This window comes from Gilvimarinus japonicus (genome assembly GCF_042847215.1).
Lineage (GTDB): Bacteria > Pseudomonadota > Gammaproteobacteria > Pseudomonadales > Cellvibrionaceae > Gilvimarinus > Gilvimarinus japonicus.
Genome location: NZ_AP031500.1, coordinates 1,421,238 through 1,444,686, shown reverse-complemented (window position 1 = coordinate 1,444,686; position 23,449 = coordinate 1,421,238). Strand labels below are relative to the sequence as shown.

The 23,449-nt window shown below is 48.3% G+C and carries 19 protein-coding genes; 17 read left to right on the top strand and 2 right to left on the bottom strand.

The window, feature by feature from the left end; all coding sequences use genetic code 11:
• The first annotated feature begins 29 nt into the window (after nucleotides 1–29).
• Nucleotides 30–1,196 (top strand): glycosyltransferase family 1 protein, encoded by a 1,167-nt coding sequence (locus tag ACGHAD_RS06000; RefSeq protein WP_339616207.1) that lies wholly within the window; start codon nucleotides 30–32, stop codon nucleotides 1,194–1,196.
• Here ACGHAD_RS06000 and ACGHAD_RS05995 read toward each other — a convergent pair.
• Nucleotides 1,109–2,569 (bottom strand): glycosyltransferase family 4 protein, encoded by a 1,461-nt coding sequence (locus tag ACGHAD_RS05995; RefSeq protein ID WP_382416421.1) that lies wholly within the window; start codon nucleotides 2,567–2,569, stop codon nucleotides 1,109–1,111. The two genes, ACGHAD_RS06000 and ACGHAD_RS05995, sit on opposite strands and share 88 nt — an antisense overlap.
• On the bottom strand, nucleotides 2,566–4,713 hold the full coding sequence (locus ACGHAD_RS05990; RefSeq protein WP_382416423.1) for a hypothetical protein: 2,148 nt from the start codon (nucleotides 4,711–4,713) through the stop codon (nucleotides 2,566–2,568). Before ACGHAD_RS05990 ends, ACGHAD_RS05995 begins: the two co-directional genes overlap by 4 nt.
• An 800-nt stretch (nucleotides 4,714–5,513) precedes the next feature.
• Between ACGHAD_RS05990 and ACGHAD_RS05985 the strand changes: the two genes are divergently transcribed.
• The 16 genes from ACGHAD_RS05985 to ACGHAD_RS05910 all read left to right on the top strand — a co-directional run bounded on the left by ACGHAD_RS05985 (nucleotide 5,514) and on the right by ACGHAD_RS05910 (nucleotide 23,383).
• The gene (locus ACGHAD_RS05985) at nucleotides 5,514–6,407 is read left to right on the top strand and encodes a glycosyltransferase family 2 protein (protein ID WP_382416425.1); all 894 of its coding nucleotides are present in this window, start codon (nucleotides 5,514–5,516) and stop codon (nucleotides 6,405–6,407) included.
• A 159-nt stretch (nucleotides 6,408–6,566) separates the two neighbouring features.
• Nucleotides 6,567–7,934, top strand: coding sequence for a hypothetical protein (locus ACGHAD_RS05980; RefSeq protein ID WP_339616211.1), 1,368 nt, complete (start codon nucleotides 6,567–6,569; stop codon nucleotides 7,932–7,934).
• A gap of 11 nt (nucleotides 7,935–7,945) precedes the next feature.
• Nucleotides 7,946–9,355 carry a hypothetical protein gene (locus ACGHAD_RS05975; RefSeq protein WP_382416427.1) on the top strand — a complete coding sequence of 470 codons (1,410 nt, stop codon included), beginning with the start codon at nucleotides 7,946–7,948 and terminating at the stop codon, nucleotides 9,353–9,355.
• An 18-nt stretch (nucleotides 9,356–9,373) separates the two neighbouring features.
• Complete coding sequence (locus ACGHAD_RS05970) at nucleotides 9,374–10,327, top strand: sulfotransferase (RefSeq protein WP_382416429.1); 954 nt, start codon at nucleotides 9,374–9,376, stop codon at nucleotides 10,325–10,327.
• Nucleotides 10,328–10,379: 52 nt separating this feature from the next.
• Nucleotides 10,380–12,017: a glycosyltransferase family 2 protein gene (locus ACGHAD_RS05965; RefSeq protein ID WP_382416430.1), complete on the top strand. Its 1,638-nt coding sequence runs from the start codon at nucleotides 10,380–10,382 to the stop codon at nucleotides 12,015–12,017.
• 1 nt (nucleotide 12,018) lies between these two features.
• The gene (locus tag ACGHAD_RS05960) at nucleotides 12,019–13,185 is read left to right on the top strand and encodes a hypothetical protein (protein WP_382416432.1); all 1,167 of its coding nucleotides are present in this window, start codon (nucleotides 12,019–12,021) and stop codon (nucleotides 13,183–13,185) included.
• A 3-nt stretch (nucleotides 13,186–13,188) separates the two neighbouring features.
• Nucleotides 13,189–13,986, top strand: a complete 798-nt coding sequence (locus tag ACGHAD_RS05955; protein WP_382416434.1) for a sulfotransferase — start codon at nucleotides 13,189–13,191, stop codon at nucleotides 13,984–13,986.
• 371 nt (nucleotides 13,987–14,357) lie between these two features.
• Nucleotides 14,358–15,029, top strand: a complete 672-nt coding sequence (locus ACGHAD_RS05950; RefSeq protein ID WP_382416436.1) for a cytidylyltransferase domain-containing protein — start codon at nucleotides 14,358–14,360, stop codon at nucleotides 15,027–15,029.
• Between the two features lies 1 nt (nucleotide 15,030).
• Complete coding sequence (gene aroB / locus ACGHAD_RS05945) at nucleotides 15,031–16,164, top strand: 3-dehydroquinate synthase (RefSeq protein WP_382416437.1); 1,134 nt, start codon at nucleotides 15,031–15,033, stop codon at nucleotides 16,162–16,164.
• 3 nt (nucleotides 16,165–16,167) lie between these two features.
• On the top strand, nucleotides 16,168–16,929 hold the full coding sequence (locus ACGHAD_RS05940; protein ID WP_382416438.1) for an SDR family NAD(P)-dependent oxidoreductase: 762 nt from the start codon (nucleotides 16,168–16,170) through the stop codon (nucleotides 16,927–16,929).
• A 6-nt stretch (nucleotides 16,930–16,935) separates the two neighbouring features.
• Nucleotides 16,936–17,688, top strand: coding sequence for a 3-deoxy-manno-octulosonate cytidylyltransferase (locus ACGHAD_RS05935; protein ID WP_382416440.1), 753 nt, complete (start codon nucleotides 16,936–16,938; stop codon nucleotides 17,686–17,688).
• Between the two features lie 333 nt (nucleotides 17,689–18,021).
• Nucleotides 18,022–19,137 carry a GDP-mannose 4,6-dehydratase gene (gmd, locus tag ACGHAD_RS05930; protein WP_382416442.1) on the top strand — a complete coding sequence of 372 codons (1,116 nt, stop codon included), beginning with the start codon at nucleotides 18,022–18,024 and terminating at the stop codon, nucleotides 19,135–19,137.
• 9 nt (nucleotides 19,138–19,146) lie between these two features.
• The gene (locus ACGHAD_RS05925) at nucleotides 19,147–20,046 is read left to right on the top strand and encodes a DUF1698 domain-containing protein (RefSeq protein ID WP_339616221.1); all 900 of its coding nucleotides are present in this window, start codon (nucleotides 19,147–19,149) and stop codon (nucleotides 20,044–20,046) included.
• 25 nt (nucleotides 20,047–20,071) lie between these two features.
• Nucleotides 20,072–21,031, top strand: coding sequence for a GDP-L-fucose synthase family protein (locus ACGHAD_RS05920; RefSeq protein ID WP_382416444.1), 960 nt, complete (start codon nucleotides 20,072–20,074; stop codon nucleotides 21,029–21,031).
• 2 nt (nucleotides 21,032–21,033) lie between these two features.
• Nucleotides 21,034–21,495 carry a GDP-mannose mannosyl hydrolase gene (locus tag ACGHAD_RS05915; protein WP_382416446.1) on the top strand — a complete coding sequence of 154 codons (462 nt, stop codon included), beginning with the start codon at nucleotides 21,034–21,036 and terminating at the stop codon, nucleotides 21,493–21,495.
• 145 nt (nucleotides 21,496–21,640) lie between these two features.
• Nucleotides 21,641–23,383, top strand: coding sequence for a hypothetical protein (locus ACGHAD_RS05910; RefSeq protein ID WP_382416448.1), 1,743 nt, complete (start codon nucleotides 21,641–21,643; stop codon nucleotides 23,381–23,383).
• Nucleotides 23,384–23,449 lie beyond the last annotated feature (66 nt).

The window sequence follows — 23,449 nt, the reverse complement described above, 5'->3', positions numbered from 1 at the left end:
AAAAACGACGCCATCTGCGGCGATTGATAATGGCTGAACCAGCCGGCACTCTAACGCCCTTGCGCATAGCCGTCGATTGCAGTCTGTTATCGGGCAGTAACGGTGGCCTGGGCCGCTACCTGCGCGCCCTGTTGCCTCGGATGATGGCCAGCGCTGGCAGCGACGTCGATTGGTACTTGTACGCACGTTCTGCTGCGGCCTGTGCCCAACTGCCGCCTGCAGCGCGCCTGCGCCAAGACCACCTGCCCGAGCATCTCGGCCGAATCTTGTCCCCGGCTCTTTCGCTACCACACTGGTCGTGGCGCGATAAACCTCATGTATTCTGGGCTCCCGCCCACCGGCTGCCGGTGTGGTTGCCGTCGACAACCGCCGGGGTCGTCACTATCCACGACCTCGCCTGGGCTCGCGTACCAGAGACCCTGCGTCGCAGCACCCGCTTGCTAGACCGTACCCTGATGGCTCGCTCGGCGGCACGGGCCGAACGTCTGATTTCAGTGTCTGGCGCTACCGCCACCGATGTCGCCAAACACTGGCCCAACGCGCAAGCGCGAACCCGAGTGATTTACGGCGCAGCGGAGGCTCTACCAGCACCCGGTCCACTGGCTGCCATTGCACCAAAGCTGCAAGAGCGGCACTACTTTCTGTTCGTGGGTACCCCAGAGCCACGCAAGAATCTGCCCAGATTATTAGAAGGCTACGCCATAGCCTGCGAGAAGCAGGCGGACTTTCCACCGTTGGTAATAGCGGGCGGCCATGGCTGGGGGGGCGAGAACCTAGAGGCATTAATCGACCATCATCAGCTTGCTGAGCGCGTCCATCTGTTGGGGCCGGTGTCGGACCCAATGCTTGCCACCCTCTATAGCAACGCTCTGTGTCTGGTTATGCCATCACTGTACGAAGGCTTTGGCCTACCAATAGTAGAGGCGCTGCAATACGGCCTACCGGTAATCACCTCCAACACCTCTAGCATGCCTGAGGTGGCCGGGCCAGCAGGCCTGCTGGTAAATCCACTGGCAGCGGCTTCCATTGCCGACGCTTTAGAGCAAATCGTTCAAAACCTACCGCTGCGAGCAAAACTGGCCGAGGCCGCCAGCCGTCAGGCCTTACATTATTGCTGGGACCGAGCCGCCAATGCCACGCTAGCGGTACTACGCGACGCGGCGGCCGCCAAACGCTGCACCTCATCGCGAAACTGAACAGCGCTCTCGCGCCAACTGATGGCGAGATCGCACTTTTCTTGCTTTACCGGGGTACCCAGTTGCCATTGCTCCACCAGCAACTCCAGCTGTGCTGCTAGCTCGGCCGGCCGGTCTGGCGCAAAGTAGCGGCAGGCGTCGCCGCCCACTTCGCGAAATGCGTCAATGTCCGAGGCCACCACCGGCGCACCGTGGCGCATACCCTCGACAATCGGCAGGCCAAAACCTTCGGCCCAAGAAGCGCACACCATTGCGTCGGCACGCTGGTAGCAAGCACTGAGTGTGGCATCATCGGCATTGTCAAAATGCCGTAATCGCGTCCCTGCCTGTGGGTGCTCGCGCAAACGCGCCGCCACCTCGGCGTTAGACCAACCCGGCCGACCGACAATGACCAGTGTCACGTCATGTTGATGCCACAGTAAATCCAACGCATCGAGAATAACCTGATAGTTTTTGCGCGGCTCTATGGTGCCCACCGCCAAAACCACAAAACCCGGCACCGCTTGCAGTGGATTGGGGCCAGACAACACCGAAGATTGGTGCAGTTCTGCCCCCAACCGAAAATTACCTGCCGGCAAACTGCGGGCATTGACCGGGCCCGCTTGCTGCACGTACCTCTCCAGCGCCTGGGTGGTGGCGGCTGAATTGGTAATAAAAAAATCGGCTCCCTCTGACACCTGCTGAAACCACCCTGTATAACCTGCTACGGTACTGGCTTGGCACATCTGCGGGATGGTAAGGGGGAACAGATCATGCAACATAGCCCCGACCTGAATACCGCTATGCTCACGCGCTGCAAACAAAGCCTCAAGCATGGCAGGAGAGTCCCAAGTAGAGTCCACCAACACCACGATATCTCCTTGGCGAAAGCGCATGGGCGCGACAAACAAAAAACCCAAAGGCCACAGCAACAAACCCAACACACGATAAAATCCATCCGAGTTGCCGCGCGTATGTTCTGGGTTTTGCGCTGCAGGCGCAGCCTCACTAGAGCTTGCCCAATCGGCGCGCTGCGCACCTCGCAACCCTTGCAGCAGTTTACGCAACCCCGCTTTCACGGGCTCCCTCAGCGGTGCCAGCAACGGCCACCGAGCTACTTTGCTAATCAGCCGGGTAGCGATTGAGATACCCCCCAGCAACCTGTGCCCCCAGGTCACCAGGGGGTGTGGAGCCTCAATAAGCGGGCGCCGCGGGCGCAAAAAACGACGCCCAGCCCACACCAGCGGCAGTAACTCCACCTCATCGCTAGAACCCCCTTTGTGCGCATTGGCCAGGTTGCGTGCTACCCGACGAATACCGCCACTGCCGCCTACTAAATAAGTGTGAGTGCACTCAATAAATATCCGACGCCGGACTGCCTTTACAGCACTCATAGCGGGTACCCATGGCGCGCCAGATCGAGATCAAAGGTGTCCACCAACCAGCGGTTCAGCTCGCGACTGCGCGCTTCGATCAACGCCCGCTGGGCATCACTCAAAACAATCTTGCACTTGTCACCGTCACCTTTCTTTGCCACATCTTTCAGAGACAATCGACGCTCCCGGTTGCTGAGCTCAAACCACCGTTTCCGCTCGTCTTCCGAGGCCTCGATGGTTTGCAAAAACTCCAGCTCAGCGGCAGTCAACGCCGGGTTCAAGTGGCGGTCTTCAAACAACTCGACACCGGCATTATCAACCCCCATAAAATCCAAAATACTGGCAAAAAAGGCTTCTCTATCTTCAATCATATCTTCCAGCAAAAATATACCCACTTTGTCCCGTCCCAAAAACTCCACTGCAAAACGAAGGTTTTTTCCGAAGTCAAAGCGGGTATCGTTGGTCAGTCGCCACCAAGATGGCCCCGCTAGCCACTTATCCAATGGAATAAAAGCCCTGTTTTTAGGGATCGTGTGGTGCTTACCGTGACGGGCACAATCCCTCAAGGCGTGTAAGTAGGCAGATGGTAGACGTTTAAGCGGGTTACGCAGAGTAGCTATCACATGCACATCACCCAGTACATTTTGCGCCTCGCGCAAAATGTACTGAAACTCCACAGGCGGCTTGATCAGCAACGCCTCCCAAGACCCCAATATGGGCTTCTCCGGGCCCTGCGCCTGAGAGTACGCCTGCAACACAGAATGCGCTTGCACGACATTAGTCGGTGCCCAGCACCGCCAAAGGATAGGTCGCAAAGCACGATATACCTCTTCAGACGCACAGTGTTTTTTCGCCATCCAACCATTGCGCTTACCCAAATAACAGATACCTGGGTGTTGGCCAAACAAAGTTTCTTGAAGTGTCGTGGTCGCAGTTTTGGGCAACCCCATGTGCAAAAAAACTGGCGGTAAACCGGTGGTCGACACTTTTAAGGGGCGCATCCGCCAGCGTCCGGCACGGGCCGCGAGCAACTTTATCCTAGCAGCCGCACCGCCCAGCAGCTGTAATGCCGACAAGAGCCGACGAGTAACACCCAATTTTTGCTCAGCGACCGATGCCGCTCGCCACCCCCTGATACGGCGGCGAACCTCTGCACTCAAATCGGTATCCCGCGGAGCCAATACTTCAGGGTAATCACTAAAGCCCTCGTCAAACAGCGGCCCCACCAGCGCCGGGAAGGCCTTTTTAGCTAGGCGGGCATTGCCTGGGGCAAAATGAGCGTAAAAAGCCTGTGCTTGAGCTCGGGTGGCCGGGACATTGCGGCCCCGGTGCTCGCGGCCAATACTGGCCGCCAGTAACTCTCGCGAAGGGTTGACCCCCTTCAGCGGCTCCTTGGGCCACTGCCTATTCAGCTCCAACAGCAACTGAACTCCGGTTTCGCTGAGCGACTCATTGATTTTGGCAGGCCGTGATTTACCCTCCTCGGCAATCCCGATCCGGTCACAAAAATCCGTTAGTAAATCGCCACCGGCCAAATGCTTCGGTGCAAAAATCCCAGCATGCAACGCTTTTTCACCAAACACCCGGCTCCAGTTAGCGTAAATGCGCTCATAGTCGTAATAATACGGCAGCAAATCGCCCGCTATGGCACTGAAAACCCTCGGTTCCGCCTGCCCAGTCTTAAGCTTGGTGGAATAGTGGCTAATGGCCACGCGGTCCTGACGGCGAAAGTACACAACCACCTGCACATTATCACTCCAGCGGCTTAGCAGCTTTTTTAATGCGTGTAGTCTGGCGGGCCCAATCAGCCGGCTGTGAAAATGCTCGGAAGACAAGATCAGGGTATGGCAACCCGGACAGGCCAACAGCTCCTGGTCAAATGCTTCCAGCAGTCGCTGCCGGTAGGTATCTGCTCCGCCCTTATTGCGAATACCGAGGCGAGCACCTATTTCCGTCTTCCAAGGCCGACCTTGCACTGCAGCAACTACCCCCCACTGACTACCACCATTGAGCCCAGTAAATCGCGGGTAAACCACCCCCTCTGCGGCGAGCTCCGCGCGGTTGTTAGAGAGAAAGTGCTGTATTGAGCTTGTTCCTGTCTTCTCCGTACCTATATGCAGTACGATCCGGTCAACCCGTACTGGTGTTGCATTACGACTCATGCTCCTGCCTCGGTCTGTCATACTAAGGCCCGCGAGTATACTTTACTCACCGCAAATCAGCATCTGTGGAATTTTGCGATCGGGCCAGTTCGCATGAGGGGAACACCCTCCTCGCTGCGGTTAAAAGTAAGTATCACCCCCTCTTTTGGGTATATATCAGTTAGCTAGCTCAGTAGGACTTTACACGACGCTTCTCGACAATTTTGAGGCCGCTGTCTAAAGTATTTAGCTATACTCAGCACCCGACAACCGGGCTTGCGGATTTGAGGCATTTTAGTGGCCAGATGGCAGCTAGAACCGAAGGGTATTTAGACAAGCACGCACGGAAACTTTCTCAGTAAAAATCTACGGGTACGTTTACTGAACCTCTGCGACACTTCAGGCAACGATTTTATTGACTCATAGGCGGATTCCAACTCTCTACATTCAGCAAGCGAAGCCCAAGCAAAATTAGCTCGTCATCGTGCTGCGCTTCACACTAAGACAGCGGGCAAAGCAGAGCTCGATCAATGGCCGACAGCGCTTTCGTCATTGGAGTGATTTGTTCGAGCTTCATAGCTGCACACAGCTTCCAGTCAGAGAGCAAGTTAGCTCTAACATACCGGAGATATGATTTTGCGAGAAATGCTATGATGGGTTGCTAAAAAACTACCCGTGTGGCGCCTCGCAAGGCGAGAAGTAGATCACTTTTTTATCAGCTTGAATCTCCAAGTGCGAACAATTTCACACTAAACAAAGAGCAATCAAATAAAGTACCCTCACAATTTACAGGGACGATCCGATATGTGCAGAATAAACCCATGACACCTCTTATATCCATTGTGATGCCGTCCTTTAACCAAGCGGACTTTATTGAGGCCGCCGTAACCAGTGTGCTTAATCAGGGTTACGCACGCCTAGAGCTGATTGTTGCCGATGGCGGCTCCACAGACGGTACGGTAGAAATACTTAGCCGTATTCAAGCCCATGACGGCCGGCTACGCTGGTTTTCAGAGCCTGATAAGGGCCCTGCCAATGCCATTAATAAGGCACTGGGCCGTGCTCGCGGCACGCTGATTGGCTGGCTTAATTCCGATGACCTTTACACACCCGGCGCAGTCGATCGAGCAGCGGCTGCCTTAACAGGCCCGGAGAGATACGCGCTGGTTTACGGCCATGGTGTGCATATAGATGCACTGGGCAACGAGCTAAACCGCTACCCTACCCTGCCACCTGACACCGCATACAGCCAGTTTGCCGATGGCTGCTTTATTTGCCAGCCCACCCTGTTTTTTACACGCTCGGTGTATCGCCTGCTTGGTCCGCTAGACGAGAACATCAAAACCGCCTTTGATTTTGAGTATTGGCTGCGGGCCTTCAAGGCCTTTCCCGGCCGCATCGGCTTTGTCGACGACGTTCAGGCTTGCTCACGGCTGCACGATAGCTGCATCACCCTAAATATGCGCTATTGGGTGGCTATAGAGGGGCTACAAGTACTGCACAGGCACATGGGCACAGCTCCTGAACATTGGCTGTTAACGTATTTTTCAGAGCTTATAGAAGGCGGGGGTGCACCTCCCGAAGGCGAGACCCTACCAGAGCATACAGAAAAAACTTTACTGGCGGCATCGACTTATCTAAGCAAGGCCGAACTTGGCAAATTAAAGCAAACGCTGCAAGACGACGCCAAATACGCCCAACTAAAAATCGCTTAAAAGCATTTAAAAAAAGCGGCAAAAACACAAATTCTGCTAAAAGGGTTTTTTACTACTTTTTGCGTGTCGCTCTCTGCTACAATGCTGTGCTAAAAATTGGGCCGCGACCGCCGTACGTGGCGCAAGGAGCAGCCGGGGAACCTCAAGGAGTCAGTCAATATGCAGTCTTTGTCCATCATCGGCCACCCTGGGGGGCGCTACACCATCGCGCAGCAGCTTTTAGCCCAGAGCCCTTTCCAAACTCTGCGCTGCGTCGATCTGGACCACGAGCAAACCCTGCAGGCTGCCTTAACCGACAGCGGCCACACCTTACTGGTTTACTGCCCCCCGGGTATTATTCTTGCCCGAGCCATTGAGCAGAACCACAATGCCGACAGCGAACAAACGCTACAAAACTGGTGCGATAAAGCCCGTATCCTGTTGCGCCACTATATGCTCAACCGCGAGCGCTGCACCCTAATAAACGAACTGGCGTTACTACACACCCCAAACACAGTTCTGGCAGCGCTTGCCAGCAAAACCGGCCAAGCAATGGCAACAGAGGCGGCGCAAGGCACCGAGCAAGTGCTCCAGCCTGTGATCGAAGCCCTAGGCACCAGTTTGGCCTACGCCGACCCGACCAGCAGTAGCCTATATCGCGACTTAGAAACCGTAGCAGACATCAGTGGCAAAGACTCCGTGCCACAGTACCAAGCAAACCTGCGCAAGGCCTTTCAACACATAACGGCCGAACATACCAAACTACAGAGCGCAGCCGACCACGCACACGAGAACGCCCAAACGCTGCAAAAAGAAAACGACCGCCTGCTGTTGCAGCTGGAGCAAGCACAAGAAGAGCTAACGCATTACTCTTGCGAGCACCAAAAGCTGTCTGAAGCGACCAACATTACCACTAGCACACCGAAGCCAGAACCCCACGAGCGCACGCAGGAGCTCCAAGAAGAAAACGAACTCCTGCTGCTACAACTGCATCAAGTACAAGAAGAGCTAGAACACTACTTTTACGAATATCAAAAGCTGTCCGCAACAGGCAACGCACTTACCATCAGCCCGCAGCAAACGGCTAATGCGCCGGCAGGCTTCCCGCTAGAGACCCTCTTTGACTTACAAAACGATTATATAGTGGGCGACAACTGGTACGATGCAGAGCACGACGGCCGCTGGGCTGGCCCCGGCACAGACAGCACCCTTACTCTGCCCGCCGTTGGCCAGGGCCGCTTTGAGCTTACCTTCGATATCGTGCACGCCTTGGACAGCCGCATCGTAAAAGACATGCAAGTGCTTTTTAACGGCGAGCCACTCACGCTCAGCCATAAATTTGGCAAACTACCGCTTAAGCGTTTTCCTTGCCGGGTGCGCACCGAAATTGACACTACCGACACCCCCCAGCAAACACCTTGGCAACTGCGATTGCGCTTTCCTAAAACCGCCTCACCCGCCCCAAAAGGCAGTGACGACAAACGCCAACTGACCATTCGTCTCAGAGCCATTCGTGTTCAGGCCCTGTCAACGCCCCATCAAGGTTGAAGTAACCATCCATGGAAAACGCACAAACCATTGCGCAGTGGCAAGAGCTCCTACAGAACCTCGCCCCGGTAACAGGCTGGCTTTACATTGGCGCAGGCCGCGGAGACGTGCTGCGCGAAACACGTTTTGCCAAAGTGCCCCGACTGCTGGCGGTAGAGGCAGAGCAGCACAGCTACCAAATGCTCGCGCACGCCACCGCCCCCCACAGAAACTGGCAAGCCGTTCACGCCTTAGTCAACAACACCTACGGGAGAGCCACTTGGCACCAATTATCCCGCGAAGAAGAGAGCGGACTACTCCCGGCCGACGCCCTAAGCGCACTGTGGCCTAACCTTAATGAACATCAACGCGCCGAGCACCCGGCGGTATCATTAAGCCACCTGCTAGAGCAAACAGGTGAAAGCCAAGAACACTACAATTGGCTAACCATCGACTGCCTGCCCGCCGTACGCCTACTACAAGGACTAAACGGTGCCCTAAACACGTTAGACATGATTGAGCTGCGCGTTGCCATTAATAACGGTATCGCCTCTGATCAGACTGGCGCGACCCTTGAAGAATGCGATGAACTTTTGCTACCCCAAGGCTTTACACGACTGACTCTGGAGGAGACAAACAACCCACTGCTTGGCAGGGCATTGTACGGACGAGCGCTCGAACGGCAACTCACTAAACGGCAGCTCACTGAAATATGGAAGCTAAATGCAGAGCTCGAGAGCCAAAACGACGCACTAACCTCGCAATGCAATAAGCTTACAGTAGTAAATGAGACGATTCAGAACGAACAGGAAACCCTACGCTGCGAGCTGGAAAACCAAAAAAGACGGGAATTACACACCCAAGAAAAACTACAGCAAGCACGGCAAGATGTGATTGCCCTTGAGAGCCAAAACAGCGAGCTGATAGCGCAACACAGTGAACTAAAAGCAATAAATGATGCTTCCCAGAACGAGCGCGACTGCATGCGCAACGAGCTTGAAAATCACAAAAAACAGGATTTACAAACAAAAGAAAAACTACAACAAGCACGGCAGGATATGATTACGCTCGAGAGCCAAAAGGACGAACTGACCTCGCAATGCAGCGAGCAGAAAGCGATAAATGATGCAATTCAGAAGGAGCTCGAAAACACCTACAACGAGCTGGAAAATCAAAAAAGACAAGAGGTACAAACAAAAGAAAAGCTACAGCAAGCCCAAGCCGAGCTCAAAGAGCAACAACGCTCCGCACAACTCAGCACCAAATTACTGGCCAAAGTAGAGGCAGACGCATCTGATCTGCGCGAGCGCTATGCCGAAAAAACCAAAAGCGAGCAAGAGCTTAAAGACCTCATCAAAGAGCTGCACGCCAAACTACAAGCTGCATCGCACTTTTATCACAAGCTTGAGCAAGAGCACCCCGAAGTGCTCGAAAAACTGTAACAAAGGTTGCGCCGCATTATGACAACCCCTACCGGCCTAAAAATACTACAGCAAGAGCTGCAACAAGCCCTTAGTCTTATTGACGACTATAGTGCGAATCAGGGCAATGCCAGTAGCACCCAGGTCGACACGGGAGGCTTAGGCAACGCCCGAAGCTTGCTAGAGCGTTGCGCCCTTGTAGTCAATGCCGACAAGGCAAACTCCAAGCCCACGCTACGGATTCTTCATCACTTTGCCTGCAGCGGCGGCACCCTGATTTCCAAGTGTCTTGCCGCACAACCTAATGTGTTCGTATTAAGTGAATTACACCCGACAACGCGATTAGGCATGAATATAAACAAAGCCGCCTACACCCCAAGAGATATCACCACACAAGCCATATACGGGCGAGTGCCTAATGTTGATGCACTCGCCGAAAAACTTTTTGTAAACGACATCATAGAAACAGAAAAGCATATAAAAGAACTTGGCGGTCACTTGGTGTTAAGAGCGCACACACACGCAGATTATTGTACCGACAAGCCAACACCTCAAGTCGACACATTAACACGACTGCTAGAGCCTCACTTTGATATCAGACAATTGGTCACAGTGCGCCACCCTATCGATTCATTTATGTCGTTAAGGGACAACGGTTGGATACACTTCATACCCAACAGTTTTGATGAATACTGCGCACGGCTATTAAAATTCCTGACACCTTTTGGCATAGATAAGATCATAAAATATGAAGATTTTGTTGAGCGGCCAGAAACGCAACTTAAAAAAATCACAGAAGCTCTTGACCTAGACATGAAAGCAGACAGCCTGGAATATATTGACATATTCAAAATAAGCGGAGACAGCGGCCGAAGTGGCGCAAAAATAAAACTCCGCCCAAGAAAAGACATGTCCGAAGACTACATTAAAGAAATTTCCGACTCAGCTCACCTGAAGCAAATAACGAAAATACTAAATTACAAAGCAATTTAAGTTAAAGTACGAGACCGGAAAAATTTTCTATAAAAGAGAATAGAGAAAGCTGATGGATCCAAAAGCAGACAAACCTCGAATATCCGTTGTCACGGTGATGCTTAACGCATTAGATGACTTTCGACTGACAGCTGAAAGTGTCAAAAACCAAACATACAGAAACTTAGAGTATATTGTTGTAGACGGGGGATCTACAGATGGAACACAGGAATATGTAGCCAAGAACAAACATAACATTTCCGCTTACGTTAGCGAGGCAGACAGTGGCATCTATAACGCCATGAATAAAGCTGTAAGAATGTGCAGCGGCGACTTCGTAATCTTCATGAACGCTGCTGACGAGTTCGCCTCACCCACAGTAATAGAGGAAGCGATAACCAAGACCGATACAAACGCCGACTTCATATACGGCGACAGATATAGAACAGAAGTAAATGGGGTAAGAACTTACGAGAAAGCTGGCGACCTATCAAACATATTGTATACCGAAGTGATCTATCATCAGGCGGTCTTCAACCGAAGAACCGTGCTACTTGAACACCCTTACAACGAAAACCTTCAGCTAGCAGCCGACTACAAGTTTATAGTAGATCGCTATATGGAGGGCTTTAACTTCCAATACGCGCCCATTCCGATTTGCAACTTTAAAAGTGGCGGAAGGAGTAGGCAAGGTTTTCTTATGGGGGCGTCAGAAGCTGCCTTAGCGGCCTTCAGCCACTTAAAAGATAAAAAAGAATGGAAGAAAACCCACTTTATTAAATCAATCTCACTTAACTGCTGTGAGCTCTACCTAAATCGAGCTCTGAACGACTTGACCACCAACTCTAATATAAAAACACACAACGTAAATAGCATTATAGCGATTAAGAATTTTGAGCGGGACCCTGTCACGAAAGGAGTTTTACTTCGACTACTAACAAAACTAAATGATGAAGGCTACCTCATCTCAAAACGCTCATGCCCAAAAATCTCAGTATTAACGGTAGTCTATAATGACAAAGCAGGCCTATTGAGAACGATACAAAGCCTTAGGAGACTAAACTACCCCAACTTGGAGTTTATTGTAATAGACGGTAACTCTATAGATGGCACTAAAGAAGTAATTGATACAAACCTTGATGTAATCGATGTCGCAGTTTCAGAAACTGACAATGGAATTTATGATGCAATGAACAAAGCCATTGACTTGGCTACCGGCTACTACTCTATTTTCATGAACGCCGGCGACGAATTTTCAGACGAAAATGTCATAGACAGAATTTTCCTAAACAATGACTTTGATGATAAGTTTGACGTCATTTATGGCAATCGAAAATATATCAGTGAAAAACAAGCGTCCTTACAGCAAGCAAAATCAATAGACACCATCAATATTAGAATGCCCTTTTGCCACCAAGCAATATTCACAAAGACTTCAGCACTGTTAAAACACAAATTCGATTTAACCTTCAAAAGTGCGGCAGACTACAATCAGTTCATACAGCTTTACAAATCCGGCGCTAAATTCAAGCACGTAGACACGCTAGTATGCAACTTTTACGCTGGTGGGACCAGCGAAGAAGGATTGACTCCCTACCTGGAGTCAATCAAAGTACAAATAGATAACTTTGGATTATCGGACACTAGAAAAAATAGCGCTTACTACAAAGCGTTCTGCAGAAACGCTGAAAACATTCTGAGAGGAAGTTAGCATGGAGTGGGAGCTTCTAGATAAAATTGACTTTACAAAAGTATTCGCACAAGAAAGAGACTATTTCAAAAGGTATAAGCGAATTAACCCCCAAAAACAGTTCTTGGAGAGCATCATTAAGGAATGCACAAAGCTTGACAACAACATTTATACCAATCTAAAAACCACCAAGACTGTTTTTTATAAAAGCATGACGCGAGCAGATTATGACCTACTTCTCGACAAAATCGCGGGCACCACGGACAACCCAATTATCGACTTACGCCAAACTTCGAACAGCCTGAATGGAGAGCTCATTAGGTACATAAAAAAAAATTATCATCATTCTAAAATAGTAAGAGAAAATAACCCGTACCTAAATCAAGCTTTGCGCATAAAGCTCTTAACTTACTGCTTTTTATTTAGCAAAACATTCAAGAACACAAACAGAGCGATTTTTTTCAGCGATATGCAAGGAGCAGAAAACTTCTTCTGCCAAGCCCTCAAACTTTGCAAAATACCAACCGCAACATTACAGCACGGCTTGTACGTGGAATATTTTGATGACGACAATATAAATATTGTCAACTATAAAAATCACGTAGCGGACTTCTTCCTCGCTTGGGGAGATTGCACAGCAAATTTAATCCACAAGTACCGGCCTGACAGTAAAATTTTAGTGGTCGGAAAACCTACCCTAGAACCGAAAACGTTCAACAATCAATCGAGTGAGACTGGAAGAATACTAATAGCTACCGATCAAAAGTTATTTGACCAACAGAATATTGATATGATTTCGATTGTTCTTTCCGCCATACCAAAAGAGCTACAAAAAATAGTTATCAAACTCCACCCAAGCAACGAAAAAGCAATGTATACAGCGAAGTTTCCAAAAGTAAAATTCATCGAGAAAGTGCCAGAGGACATTAGTCTCGTAGTAGGGCACACGACATCGTTACTCTATGAAATGCTCAGCCAAGGTTATAAAGTGCTCAGGTACCGTACCGAAGTAGAATCTATTTATTTTCCTCCCGAGGCCGAGTTTGACTCCGAGGATCGGTTTAAGAAGGCGCGAGGATCGGCATCATCGAATGAAACCAATAAGGGCTCCAAGTATTATATTAAATATTTAGGACAAGAAAGCCTTGATCATTACAAAAATTTTCTGGACTATTTTGATAGAACCTAAAATATGACTAACAATATAGAATTGACATCAACGGAAGGTAAGAGCTACACCCTCTCAATACCATCCAGCCAGTTAAGGTTTCCAAGTGGCTTCGTATTTGCTTTTGCAAAAAGCGGTTCCACTTTACTAGATCGGCTAGTACGTGACTACTGCAAAGAGCTTTCAGTGCCTAGTTTTTCGCTGTTTGGCGCTGCATTTAATCTCGGCATTAATCCAGCACAGATTGCTGAAGACGCTAAAAGTGTGTTCTCGGAAGAAGGCGTCATTTACACTGGCTTTCGTCACTACCCGAAACATTTTGACCTAGACCTGAACAATGCAAACTGCATATGGCTCACCAGAGATCCGCGAGACATGCTGGTTTCACTGTATTTCTCAATTGCCAAATCCCATGCAGTTAAAAAAGGAGACACGGCGCGACTACAAGAGCGCGAATCGGTAAATGCGATGGATATAGACTCGTTTGTTTTGTCTAGAGCAAAAAGCTATATGAACAACTTCAACGCATATAAATCCAAACTGCCAAAGAGTGCTACAAAAGTTATTCGTTATGAAGACGTGATATACGATAAGCCTGATCTATTGACATCCGTAGCAGAACACTTCGGCCTGCCAATCAACGACACTCTAATTGCAAAAGTAGCCCAAAAGCACGACTTAATCCCTGACACTGAGCAGACCACCAATCATGTTCGTCAAGTACACCCTGGAAACTACAAGGCCAAATTATCGCAAGACACTATATCTAAGTTGAACATTGACCTAGAGTGCTTTTTGAATTTTTTTAACTACCAAACATAGGCATACGTCATGAATGTTTTTTGTACACTTTACAATGTGGCGGGTTCTCGCCAACACAATATTACAACTTTTTCTTTAATAAAGCCCTTCGCGTCAGAGCCGGAAACAACGGCGATGTTCACCTCAGAACGCTTTGATGAACCGGCTTAACCGGACAGCGCGACATAAATGGCTAGTTCCTCAAGAATTTACCAAAATTGCCATAACCATTAGCGACACAATGGCTACGCAATACAATATAGGATGACCAAACACGAGTTTCGGAGAAAGACTGCCCCCCAAATGCTGCATGCAGGTTAACCCTCTAATCATTCGGCCAATTAAACATGGGGCAACTAGACCTCACAATGCTTCAAAAACAGGAGTTTAAGATGAAAATTGTAGCTTTTGTCCCATACTGGCTCGATTACCGACCGAATCAGAAGCAGCATAAAAACCTCAAGAAATTGGGCGGAAAGTATCTGATTAACTATACTTTGCGACTACTAAACAAGGTTCCGCAAATCGATCAAACCTATATCTACTGCTCTGACACAAAAGTCTTGGATTACCTTGACGACGACACAGGTTACCAGTACCTTCAGCGCCCGGCCTCTTTAGACTCAGAAGATGTTGCCATCGAGGATATCATTGATGCCTTTCTTGCTCAGGTAGATACTGACATCGTCGTGCTAATACACCCCAACAGCCCGTTTTTGCAGCCAGAAACGTTAAGAAAATGCATTGATGCTGTAAAATTTGAAGGGTACGACTCAGCTCTAACGGCGCTCCGTTTCCAAAAACTTTCTTGGTTTGACGATAAGCCGCTTAATTATTCGCTCGACAAACCCACCCCAAAACCATCTACAATAACGCCTGTTATTTTTGAGCAATCTTCTGTGTATGTCTTCAAAAAAGATACCTATAATGAGCACCGAAAAAGAATTGGAAAAAATCCATTCTTCAATTTCATTGATCACTTTGAGGGGCATGAGGTGAACACGCCCGACGACTATACAATAGCTGAGCTCATCGTAAATTCTGGTATGTTTTGGGATGTGTAGCATGAAATCTGACGCAAAAATTAGTGTAAACTTGGATGGAACACCCTACCCGCTATACATTGGAAAGGATGTCATTCAAAGACTCCCCCAATACATTACTGACGCCACAAAAAATAAGAAAGTCATACTTATTTATGATGTTTTTTTTGAAAACACCGTCATTAGTATTCTGCGCAAGCTTCTCGAGCAAGCAGGATTTGATGTTCTATTGCATGCTTTGCAAGCAGGAAAGGGAAATAAAAACATTAATGAAGCGCTAAAAGTTTATTCTAAACTTGAGGAGTACAACTTCGCCAGAGATTCGACGCTGATCGCTCTGGGGGGAGGCGTCATTGGAGACATGTCTGGCTTTATTGCTAGCACATGGCTTCGCGGTATGAACCTTGTTCACATCCCAACAACACTGCTAGCCATGGTTGATAGTAGTGTTGGAGGGAAAACCGCCATCAACTTTCGAAGCACCATCAATGGTATCGGTAGTTATTATCACCCAATCCTTAACCTTATTGACTTGAACTTGGTTGCCTCACTTTCAGAAAGAGACTACCGCTCTGGTCTCGCTGAAGTAATAAAGTGCGCCATTATTCACGACAAGCTTTTCTTTGATCACCTTAGTCAAAACAAGGCGAAAATCCTCTCGCGAGAGCCCAGCTACGTTACCGATTTTATCGAAAGAACAATCCATATAAAAATCCGGCATGTACAGGGGGACGTAAAAGAAGGAGGCAAGCGCCTGCTGTTAAATTACGGGCACACACTTGGACATGCTATCGAAATCTCAACTGTGGACAAATATGGACAAGAGCAGCTAAGACATGGAGAGGGCGTTTCAATAGGCATCATGGCCGTCGCACATATTGCCTCGCGTCACCTTGGTATCGATTCTGAGATAGAGTATTCGTTAGAAAAGATACTCAAGGAATATGGATTGCCTGTTGAGGTAAGCTCATCTTTATTGGGCTTTGATCGTGACCGCCTCATACGCAGCTGTCTTGATAATGTTGTGAAAGATAAAAAGCGCTTAGACAACAAGCTTCGGTTGATTCTGGCGGACAGTATCGGCTCGGCGGATGTGTATAATGACGTTCCGTTTAGCCTCATCGAGGAAACATTCAACCTAATAATTAAGGAGTGAGGAGTGACATCCACCACATTACTGCAAGATAAAGTGTGTATCATTACCGGTGCGGGCAAAGGCATTGGGCGCGATTGCGCCAGAGTATTTGCGGAGCATGGCGCAAAATTGGCACTAATTAGCCGCACAGAAGACGACCTGAATGAGCTCACACGCCAATTGGATTTGAATGAAAACCGCATACTATGCATGGCTGGTGACGCTTCAGATGAATCTACAGTAAACGAGTTTGTGGACAGAGTTATCAATCAGTTTGGAAAAATTGATGTGCTGATAAATAACGCGGGAATACGGTTTAGGAAAGCGTTTACAGATATTAGCTGGGACGAGTGGCAGAAGGTTATGACGGTCAACACTGGCAGTACCTTTTTATTCTGTAAAGCAGTGGGTACACACATGCTGCAACGTCAAAGTGGAAAGATTGTTAATATGGCGTCAATCATCGGATCCAATGGTCTTCCAGAGCTGGCGGGCTATGGCGCCTCTAAAGGTGCCATTATCACACTTACCAAGTGCATAGCTGCTGAATGGGCTGAGTCCGGAGTCAATGTCAACGTTATAGCTCCCGGCTTCTGTGAAACCTCCTATGCAGAATCCTTCAAGAAAAAGAGTGATTTGTACAACTTCACAATAGAGCGAACACCTATGAGAAAGTGGGGCTCTGGGACCGATGTAGCAAATGCCTGCCTTTATCTATCATCGAGTATGTCTGATTATGTCACCGGCACGACGCTTCACGTTGATGGCGGTTGGGACGCATGGTAAAAATAAATGACTAAAAATGTTGGAACAGTTCTGGGGGTAATACCTGCCAGATACAATTCATCAAGATTTGAGGGGAAACCACTGGCCAAGATTGCCGGCGTCCCTATGATCCTGAGAACATATAATCAAGTCAAACAATCTAGTCTGTTAAATGATGCTATTGTTGCTACAGATGACCCTCGAATTTTGGAGTTTTGTCACACCGAAAATATTCCATGCTGCATGACAAGCTCCGGGTGCCTTACCGGAACCGATAGAGTTTATGAGGTCAGCGAGCAACTAGATTACGACTTATACATTAATATACAAGGCGACGAACCTGTAATTGACCCAAAAAGTATCGACCAAATACTCACTTTATTTTCAGTGCACGGGGATAATTATGCAGCGTACAATCTATATAAATACATTACAGACGAGACAGAGATTAACAGCGATACAATTATTAAAGTGATCACCAATGAGCTTGATGAAGTCATGTACATGTCTAGACTTCCAGTACCGTTCTCCAAAGCCGGCATGGTGCCAAACTTTAAGCAGCAAATTCCGATATATGGTTACACTAAGAATGCACTGAAAACTTTTGCAGCACGCGCCAAGACAATTAATGAGCAGTTTGAGGATGTTGAATTGCTAAGATTTATTGATATGGGGTTGCAAATCAAGATGGAAGAGACCAATGTTTCTTCTATCGCTGTTGATACTCCTTCAGACATATTAAAAGTCGAGAGATTTTTAACGGCTCAAAAACTGAATTAAATATTAAAAAGAGAGACGGCTTATATTTATTTCGTATTGTGGCACACAATAGTGTACCCCCATGTTTGATACAGTTTAAGCCATATAGCTTAAACCGTACCATCTAGGTAAAGGAACTATTTTGACAGTCCATGTCCGACAAAGGAAATATCGTGTCGAGATAAAGCTTAAGGAATAGTGAGGCTGAGGCGCTTTTTGTTGGAGGAAAGTAAACACAACTACGAACTGACCCATTACGGCATTCTATACTTCGCATTTGTTTCCGATTACACCTCTTGAAAAAAATGTACCAACACTGAAACAATTGACAACTTAGATATTTAGGAAGGTAAATTGAAAAAAGCACTTATCACCGGTGTCACCGGCCAGGACGGCTCGTATTTAGCGGAGCTTTTATTAGAGAAAGGGTACCAGGTTCACGGTATTAAGCGCCGTGGCTCGCTGTTTAATACTCAGCGAGTTGACCATATTTATGAAGACCCACATGTTGACAACCAGAATTTTGTGCTGCATTACGGAGATTTATCAGACTCCACCAACCTGATTCGCATTATTCAAGAAGTGCAGCCAGATGAGGTTTATAACCTGGGGGCACAGTCGCATGTGGCTGTCTCATTTGAATCGCCTGAATATACCGCCGATGTGGATGCATTAGGTACGCTTCGCTTGCTGGAAGCCATTCGTATTTGTGGAATGGAAAAAAAGACCAAGTTTTACCAGGCATCTACCTCTGAGCTTTTTGGTGAGGTGCAGGAAACTCCGCAAAAAGAAACCACGCCCTTTTACCCACGCTCGCCCTATGCCGCAGCCAAGCTGTACGCTTATTGGATTACCATAAACTACCGTGAATCTTATGGCATGTATGCCTGTAACGGTATTTTGTTTAACCACGAGTCACCCCGCCGAGGGGAGACTTTTGTCACACGAAAAATTACGCGCGGCTTGGCCAATATTGCGCAAGGCTTAGAGGGTTGCCTGTACATGGGCAATATGGATGCGCTGCGCGATTGGGGCCACGCTAAAGATTACGTGCGTATGCAATGGATGATGCTGCAGCAGGATGAACCTATGGACTACGTCATCGCCACAGGCGTGCAATACTCGGTGCGGCAGTTTATTGAGTGGTCGGCCGCTGAACTGGGCATTTCCCTTTACTTTGAAGGCGAAGGCGTCGATGAGGTGGGCATTGTAAAAGCGGTTGAAGGTGATAATGCACCGAACGTACAGGCTGGGGATGTGATTGTAAAGGTTGACCCACGCTATTTCCGCCCAGCGGAGGTTGAAACTTTGCTAGGCGATCCTTCCAAAGCAAAAAACGAACTTGGCTGGGTACCAGAAATCACCACTCAAGAGATGTGCGCCGAGATGGTCGCACACGACTTAGAGGAGGCAAAGCGCCAAGCTTTACTGAAAAATCATGGTTACAGTGTACCTGTTGCCAGGGAGTAAGATAAGGCTATGACTACTGATGACTTAAGGTCGTGTTTAAAGGATGCTTTCTCGCGTTTTACGGTTAAAAACTTGCAGAATCTTGATGCCGCTAGGTTTCAAAAGAATTTAGAAGGCCGCCTTGGAGCGATAGATCCCGAAATCGAGGGTTATAGCCCTGAAGAAATAGATAGACAACGAGATTTATCGATAAAATTTCATTGGGGGCATAATCACGATTTTGGTTCTTTCTCGTTTGAGGGGCGAATGGGAGACAGACATTTTCAATTGATGGAAAAGTTTGTGTCTCTTTTTCCGGTATCTCTTCAAAGCTTTAAAGGTCAACGTATTCTGGATGTGGGTTGCTGGACGGGCGGCACGACTTTGTTGCTTTGCGCGCTAGAAGCGCGACAAGTTGTTGCCAATGAGGAGGTTGTTAAGTATGCCGATGTCGTACAGTATCTAGCAGATTCGTTTGGGTTAAAAGATACCGTGTCGGTCGAAACGACGTCGCTCTATGACTTAGACGAGTCCGTCCATTACCAGCGTTATGATCGGGTATATTTTCCTGGTGTTATTTACCACTTGTCCGACCCTGTTTTGGCCTTTCGGATACTCTTTAACTCACTGAATATCGAGGGTGACATACTGGTCGAGTCCGCTGGCATCAATAGCGAAGAGCCTATATGTCGCTTTGAAGGAAACTATATTTACCACAATGATGGATCGAGCCGAGAAGAGCTCAATCGCGGTGGTTGGAATTACTTTCTGCCCTCGCCCTCTGCCCTTAAGCGCATGATGCAAGAGGTAGGCTTTGTTGAAGTTGAGGCTGTTTGGGATGTCGACACAAAGCGGGTTTTTGCTTACGGAAAGAAAACGCAACAAGTAGCCACTTGTAAAGCGGGTCTGTCTCGTCCATCAGTGCGGTAAATCATTAAAATTTGGGTATGCAATTATGCGTAATGTGTATGTAGCTGGCCACCGCGGAATGGTAGGCTCAGCAATTGTCAGACGACTTAACGATTGTGACGACGTAAAAGTCGTCGTCCAAACCTCATCTGAGCTCGATTTAACCAACCAGAGCGACGTTTCCCGCTTTTTTGCGTCGGAGAAGATTGACGAAGTCTATCTAGCAGCCGCCAAAGTCGGCGGTATTATGGCCAACAACGAATACCCCGCCGAGTTTATTTACCAAAACCTGATGATTGAGGCGAATATTATTCACTCGGCCCATTTGGCCGATATACAGCAATTATTATTTTTAGGCTCGTCATGTATTTACCCCAAACTAGCCGAGCAACCCATGCGCGAAGATGCGTTGCTAACCGGTACGCTAGAGCCGACCAACGAGCCCTACGCTATTGCCAAAATCGCAGGCATTAAGCTCTGCGAAAGCTACAACCGCCAATACGGGCGCGATTATCGATCGGTCATGCCGACCAACTTGTATGGTCCTAACGATAACTTCCACCCCGAGAACAGTCATGTCATTCCGGCCTTGTTGCGGCGCTTTCACGAGGCTAAAGCCCGTGGGGATGCGAGCGTAACAGCCTGGGGCACAGGCTCACCCATGCGCGAATTTTTACACGTGGATGATATGGCTGCGGCCAGCGTGTATGTTATGAACTTGCCAAATAACGCCTACCTACAACAAACCCAACCGATGCTAAGCCATATTAACGTAGGTACCGGTGTCGATTGTACCATTAAAAAGCTGACCGAAACCGTCGCTAAAGTTGTTGGTTTTGAAGGAGAGATCAAGTGGGATACCAGTAAACCCGATGGCACGCCGCGCAAGCTGATGGACGTATCGCGCCTGCGCAACCTCGGTTGGAGCTACTCTATCGGCTTAGAAGATGGCCTGCGCAATGCATATCATTGGTTTTTGCAAAACCAAAACAATTTTAGGGGCTAACGTTGTTTATACCTAAGTCGGACTTCACCCAAGTCATCGCTAACACACCGCTAATCTCAATTGATTTTGTGGTTAAAAACCCACAAAATCAATTTCTTTTGGGCTGGCGCAACAATCGCCCGGCTAAAAACCATTGGTTTGTGCCGGGTGGGCGTATTCAAAAAAATGAGTGTTTAGAAGATGCTTTTTTGCGATTAACTCAAGTGGAGTTAGGTTTATCGATTGCCATGACAGAAGCACGCTGGAAAGGTCTGTATGAGCATTTTTACGATGACTTTGTCTTTACTGATGAATCGCCACAGGCGGTTTCCACCCATTATGTGGTTCTTGCATTTGACATTGAGATTTACCAAGCGATTGAGTCTTTGCCCAGCCTGCAACATGCTAATTACCAATGGATGCATAAACACGAAATCTTGACAAATGCGCAAGTACATAATCACAGTAAAGCTTATTTTAAATAATGCTTGTTTACTTTCCCACGATAGCAAGTGACCACAATACTGACTGCAAGTATGGTTTGTTCAAACTCCTCTCGGCGTATAGTTTAAAGCCCAAAAAGGGCTTACAATAAGCAGTTTTTACGCCGCTGAGGCTAGGAGAGTAGCGTTGTTTGATACCGTTTTTGCCAGTTTTCGTTGGCTTGGGTCTCTGGGAGCTAAGTTCTTTCGGGTCGCACCGGGTCCTACGCTGTTTGTGATTCCGGCCACGCTGGTCTCACAGGTGTCTATGCTGCTTGCGTCTCTCTTACCCCTTAAGGTGTTAATTCTTATCGGGTCTGATGGTGTTCCACGTTATTTGTCGCAAGACTTTATCCAATTAGATCGCGACACCTTAATTATATCTCTGTGTATTGCGACGCCAGCTTTTTATCTGCTTCACCTAGCTAGCGAGAGATTGATTCACTGGGCGTCAAATCTTGGCGCCAAACGCCTTCTAGCACAAAGCAAGAAAATTGTTTTGTTTGAAAACCAAGATGATCTAGCCGCCTCTAGCTACCGCCGCTACGCGGGCGGTTTGGCAAATACCGTTTTTATTGCGTGTGTATGGGTCGCCCTTGGGTTTGTCTTTCCCTCTTTGTGCATACTAGTGATAAGTTACACGGTATTGTGTTTACTAGGCATTGGATTAGCCTACAAGGTCAATAGCACATTGCGCCAGCGTATTGAGGATAACCTAACCTCTTTGGTGCCTATTTTAACGGCAGTGGGCTTTTTAATGGCTTTCCTTCTGTTAGTCGTGGAGTTTTTATCCGGGGCGGCCCAGGGCTTTTTGTTTGCCATTATATCCGTGCTACTCGCACGACAGGCCTTTAACAGAAAAAAGCAACTAGTGGCGGCCATCATCGCTTTGTATACAAATCGCCGTAAATTAAACGCTTTGTTTTTTAAAGGCCACGCCCTCACGCAAGCTGACGATCAACAAATGGAGTTTTGGACACTGTTTGCGCCGCAGGCCCGAGAGGGCTGGCTGCGAGAGTTACTGATCGAGCAGCTCTCTATAACCCCAGAGCGGCTGCGTATAAACTGGCATCAAACCGGGGTGAATGACCTGGTGGCGCTAGAGATTGAAGCGCACGACTCTGAAGATACCCTATTGGGACGGTATTTGATCCGCCTGTACGGTAGAACCCCCTCACTCCTAGCCAGCCATGAAGCAACACTACTATTGGACGACACCAGCGAGCATTTGCCCGCCTTGCCTTTGCTTGCTACCGGGCAGGTAGGAAAGTGGCATTGTCACATTTTATCGCTGCCTAGCGGATTCGTAAGTGTTAATCCGATAAAACATTTAAAGCACTACCTTACCGCGCTGTGGGAATATACACCACCAGAGGATTTGGCTGCCCGCTATGCTCGTTCGCATCCAATGTTATGGCAGCGCTTAGATGCATCCGTAATCGAGCGCTTATATATGGCTGCTGACAATGACGACAGGCCTCTAGTGCGTGAACTAGAAGAGCGCTTACCCACCATGTTGGCGACACTTAAAACTTTACCTTTGGTAGTGGTGAACCCCAGTATTACTGTAAATACATTACTGCAAAACGCCGAAGGTGAACTGCGGGTAACTTACTGGGGCAACTGGAGGCTAGAACCGCTGGGTATTGGTTGGCCGCTCGGTAAGAAGAGTTTGGCAGACCTGCCCCGCGGACTGCAGCGAGCGGGGGAGCAACGCCCAGAATTAAAGTCGGTTGATGCACAAGCGGTGGTATTGGCAGCGTTGCTGTTTAAATTTGATGAGATGTGCAACAAACAGCTCTACCAGGATGCTCTGGCACTGATTCCACAGTTGCTGGAGGCCCGTTGCTCAAAATCGGCCTTGAACGCATCAAGCCAAATTGATGTGTAGCGTCCTTTGATACCCTAAGTCTGTTTAAATCAAACAACTACAACAAAACCTATACATAATGAGTTT

Excerpts from the sequence above, each read along its gene's own strand:
- ACGHAD_RS06000 (WP_339616207.1), top strand. The coding sequence starts at position 30 with ATGGCTGAACCAGCCGGCACTCTAACGCCCTTGCGCATAGCCGTCGAT.
- ACGHAD_RS05995 (WP_382416421.1), bottom strand. The coding sequence starts at position 2,569 with ATGAGTGCTGTAAAGGCAGTCCGGCGTCGGATATTTATTGAGTGCACT.
- ACGHAD_RS05990 (WP_382416423.1), bottom strand. The coding sequence starts at position 4,713 with ATGAGTCGTAATGCAACACCAGTACGGGTTGACCGGATCGTACTGCAT.
- ACGHAD_RS05985 (WP_382416425.1), top strand. The coding sequence starts at position 5,514 with ATGACACCTCTTATATCCATTGTGATGCCGTCCTTTAACCAAGCGGAC.
- ACGHAD_RS05980 (WP_339616211.1), top strand. The coding sequence starts at position 6,567 with ATGCAGTCTTTGTCCATCATCGGCCACCCTGGGGGGCGCTACACCATC.
- ACGHAD_RS05975 (WP_382416427.1), top strand. The coding sequence starts at position 7,946 with ATGGAAAACGCACAAACCATTGCGCAGTGGCAAGAGCTCCTACAGAAC.
- ACGHAD_RS05970 (WP_382416429.1), top strand. The coding sequence starts at position 9,374 with ATGACAACCCCTACCGGCCTAAAAATACTACAGCAAGAGCTGCAACAA.
- ACGHAD_RS05965 (WP_382416430.1), top strand. The coding sequence starts at position 10,380 with ATGGATCCAAAAGCAGACAAACCTCGAATATCCGTTGTCACGGTGATG.
- ACGHAD_RS05960 (WP_382416432.1), top strand. The coding sequence starts at position 12,019 with ATGGAGTGGGAGCTTCTAGATAAAATTGACTTTACAAAAGTATTCGCA.
- ACGHAD_RS05955 (WP_382416434.1), top strand. The coding sequence starts at position 13,189 with ATGACTAACAATATAGAATTGACATCAACGGAAGGTAAGAGCTACACC.
- ACGHAD_RS05950 (WP_382416436.1), top strand. The coding sequence starts at position 14,358 with ATGAAAATTGTAGCTTTTGTCCCATACTGGCTCGATTACCGACCGAAT.
- aroB (WP_382416437.1), top strand. The coding sequence starts at position 15,031 with ATGAAATCTGACGCAAAAATTAGTGTAAACTTGGATGGAACACCCTAC.
- ACGHAD_RS05935 (WP_382416440.1), top strand. The coding sequence starts at position 16,936 with ATGACTAAAAATGTTGGAACAGTTCTGGGGGTAATACCTGCCAGATAC.
- ACGHAD_RS05925 (WP_339616221.1), top strand. The coding sequence starts at position 19,147 with ATGACTACTGATGACTTAAGGTCGTGTTTAAAGGATGCTTTCTCGCGT.
- ACGHAD_RS05920 (WP_382416444.1), top strand. The coding sequence starts at position 20,072 with ATGCGTAATGTGTATGTAGCTGGCCACCGCGGAATGGTAGGCTCAGCA.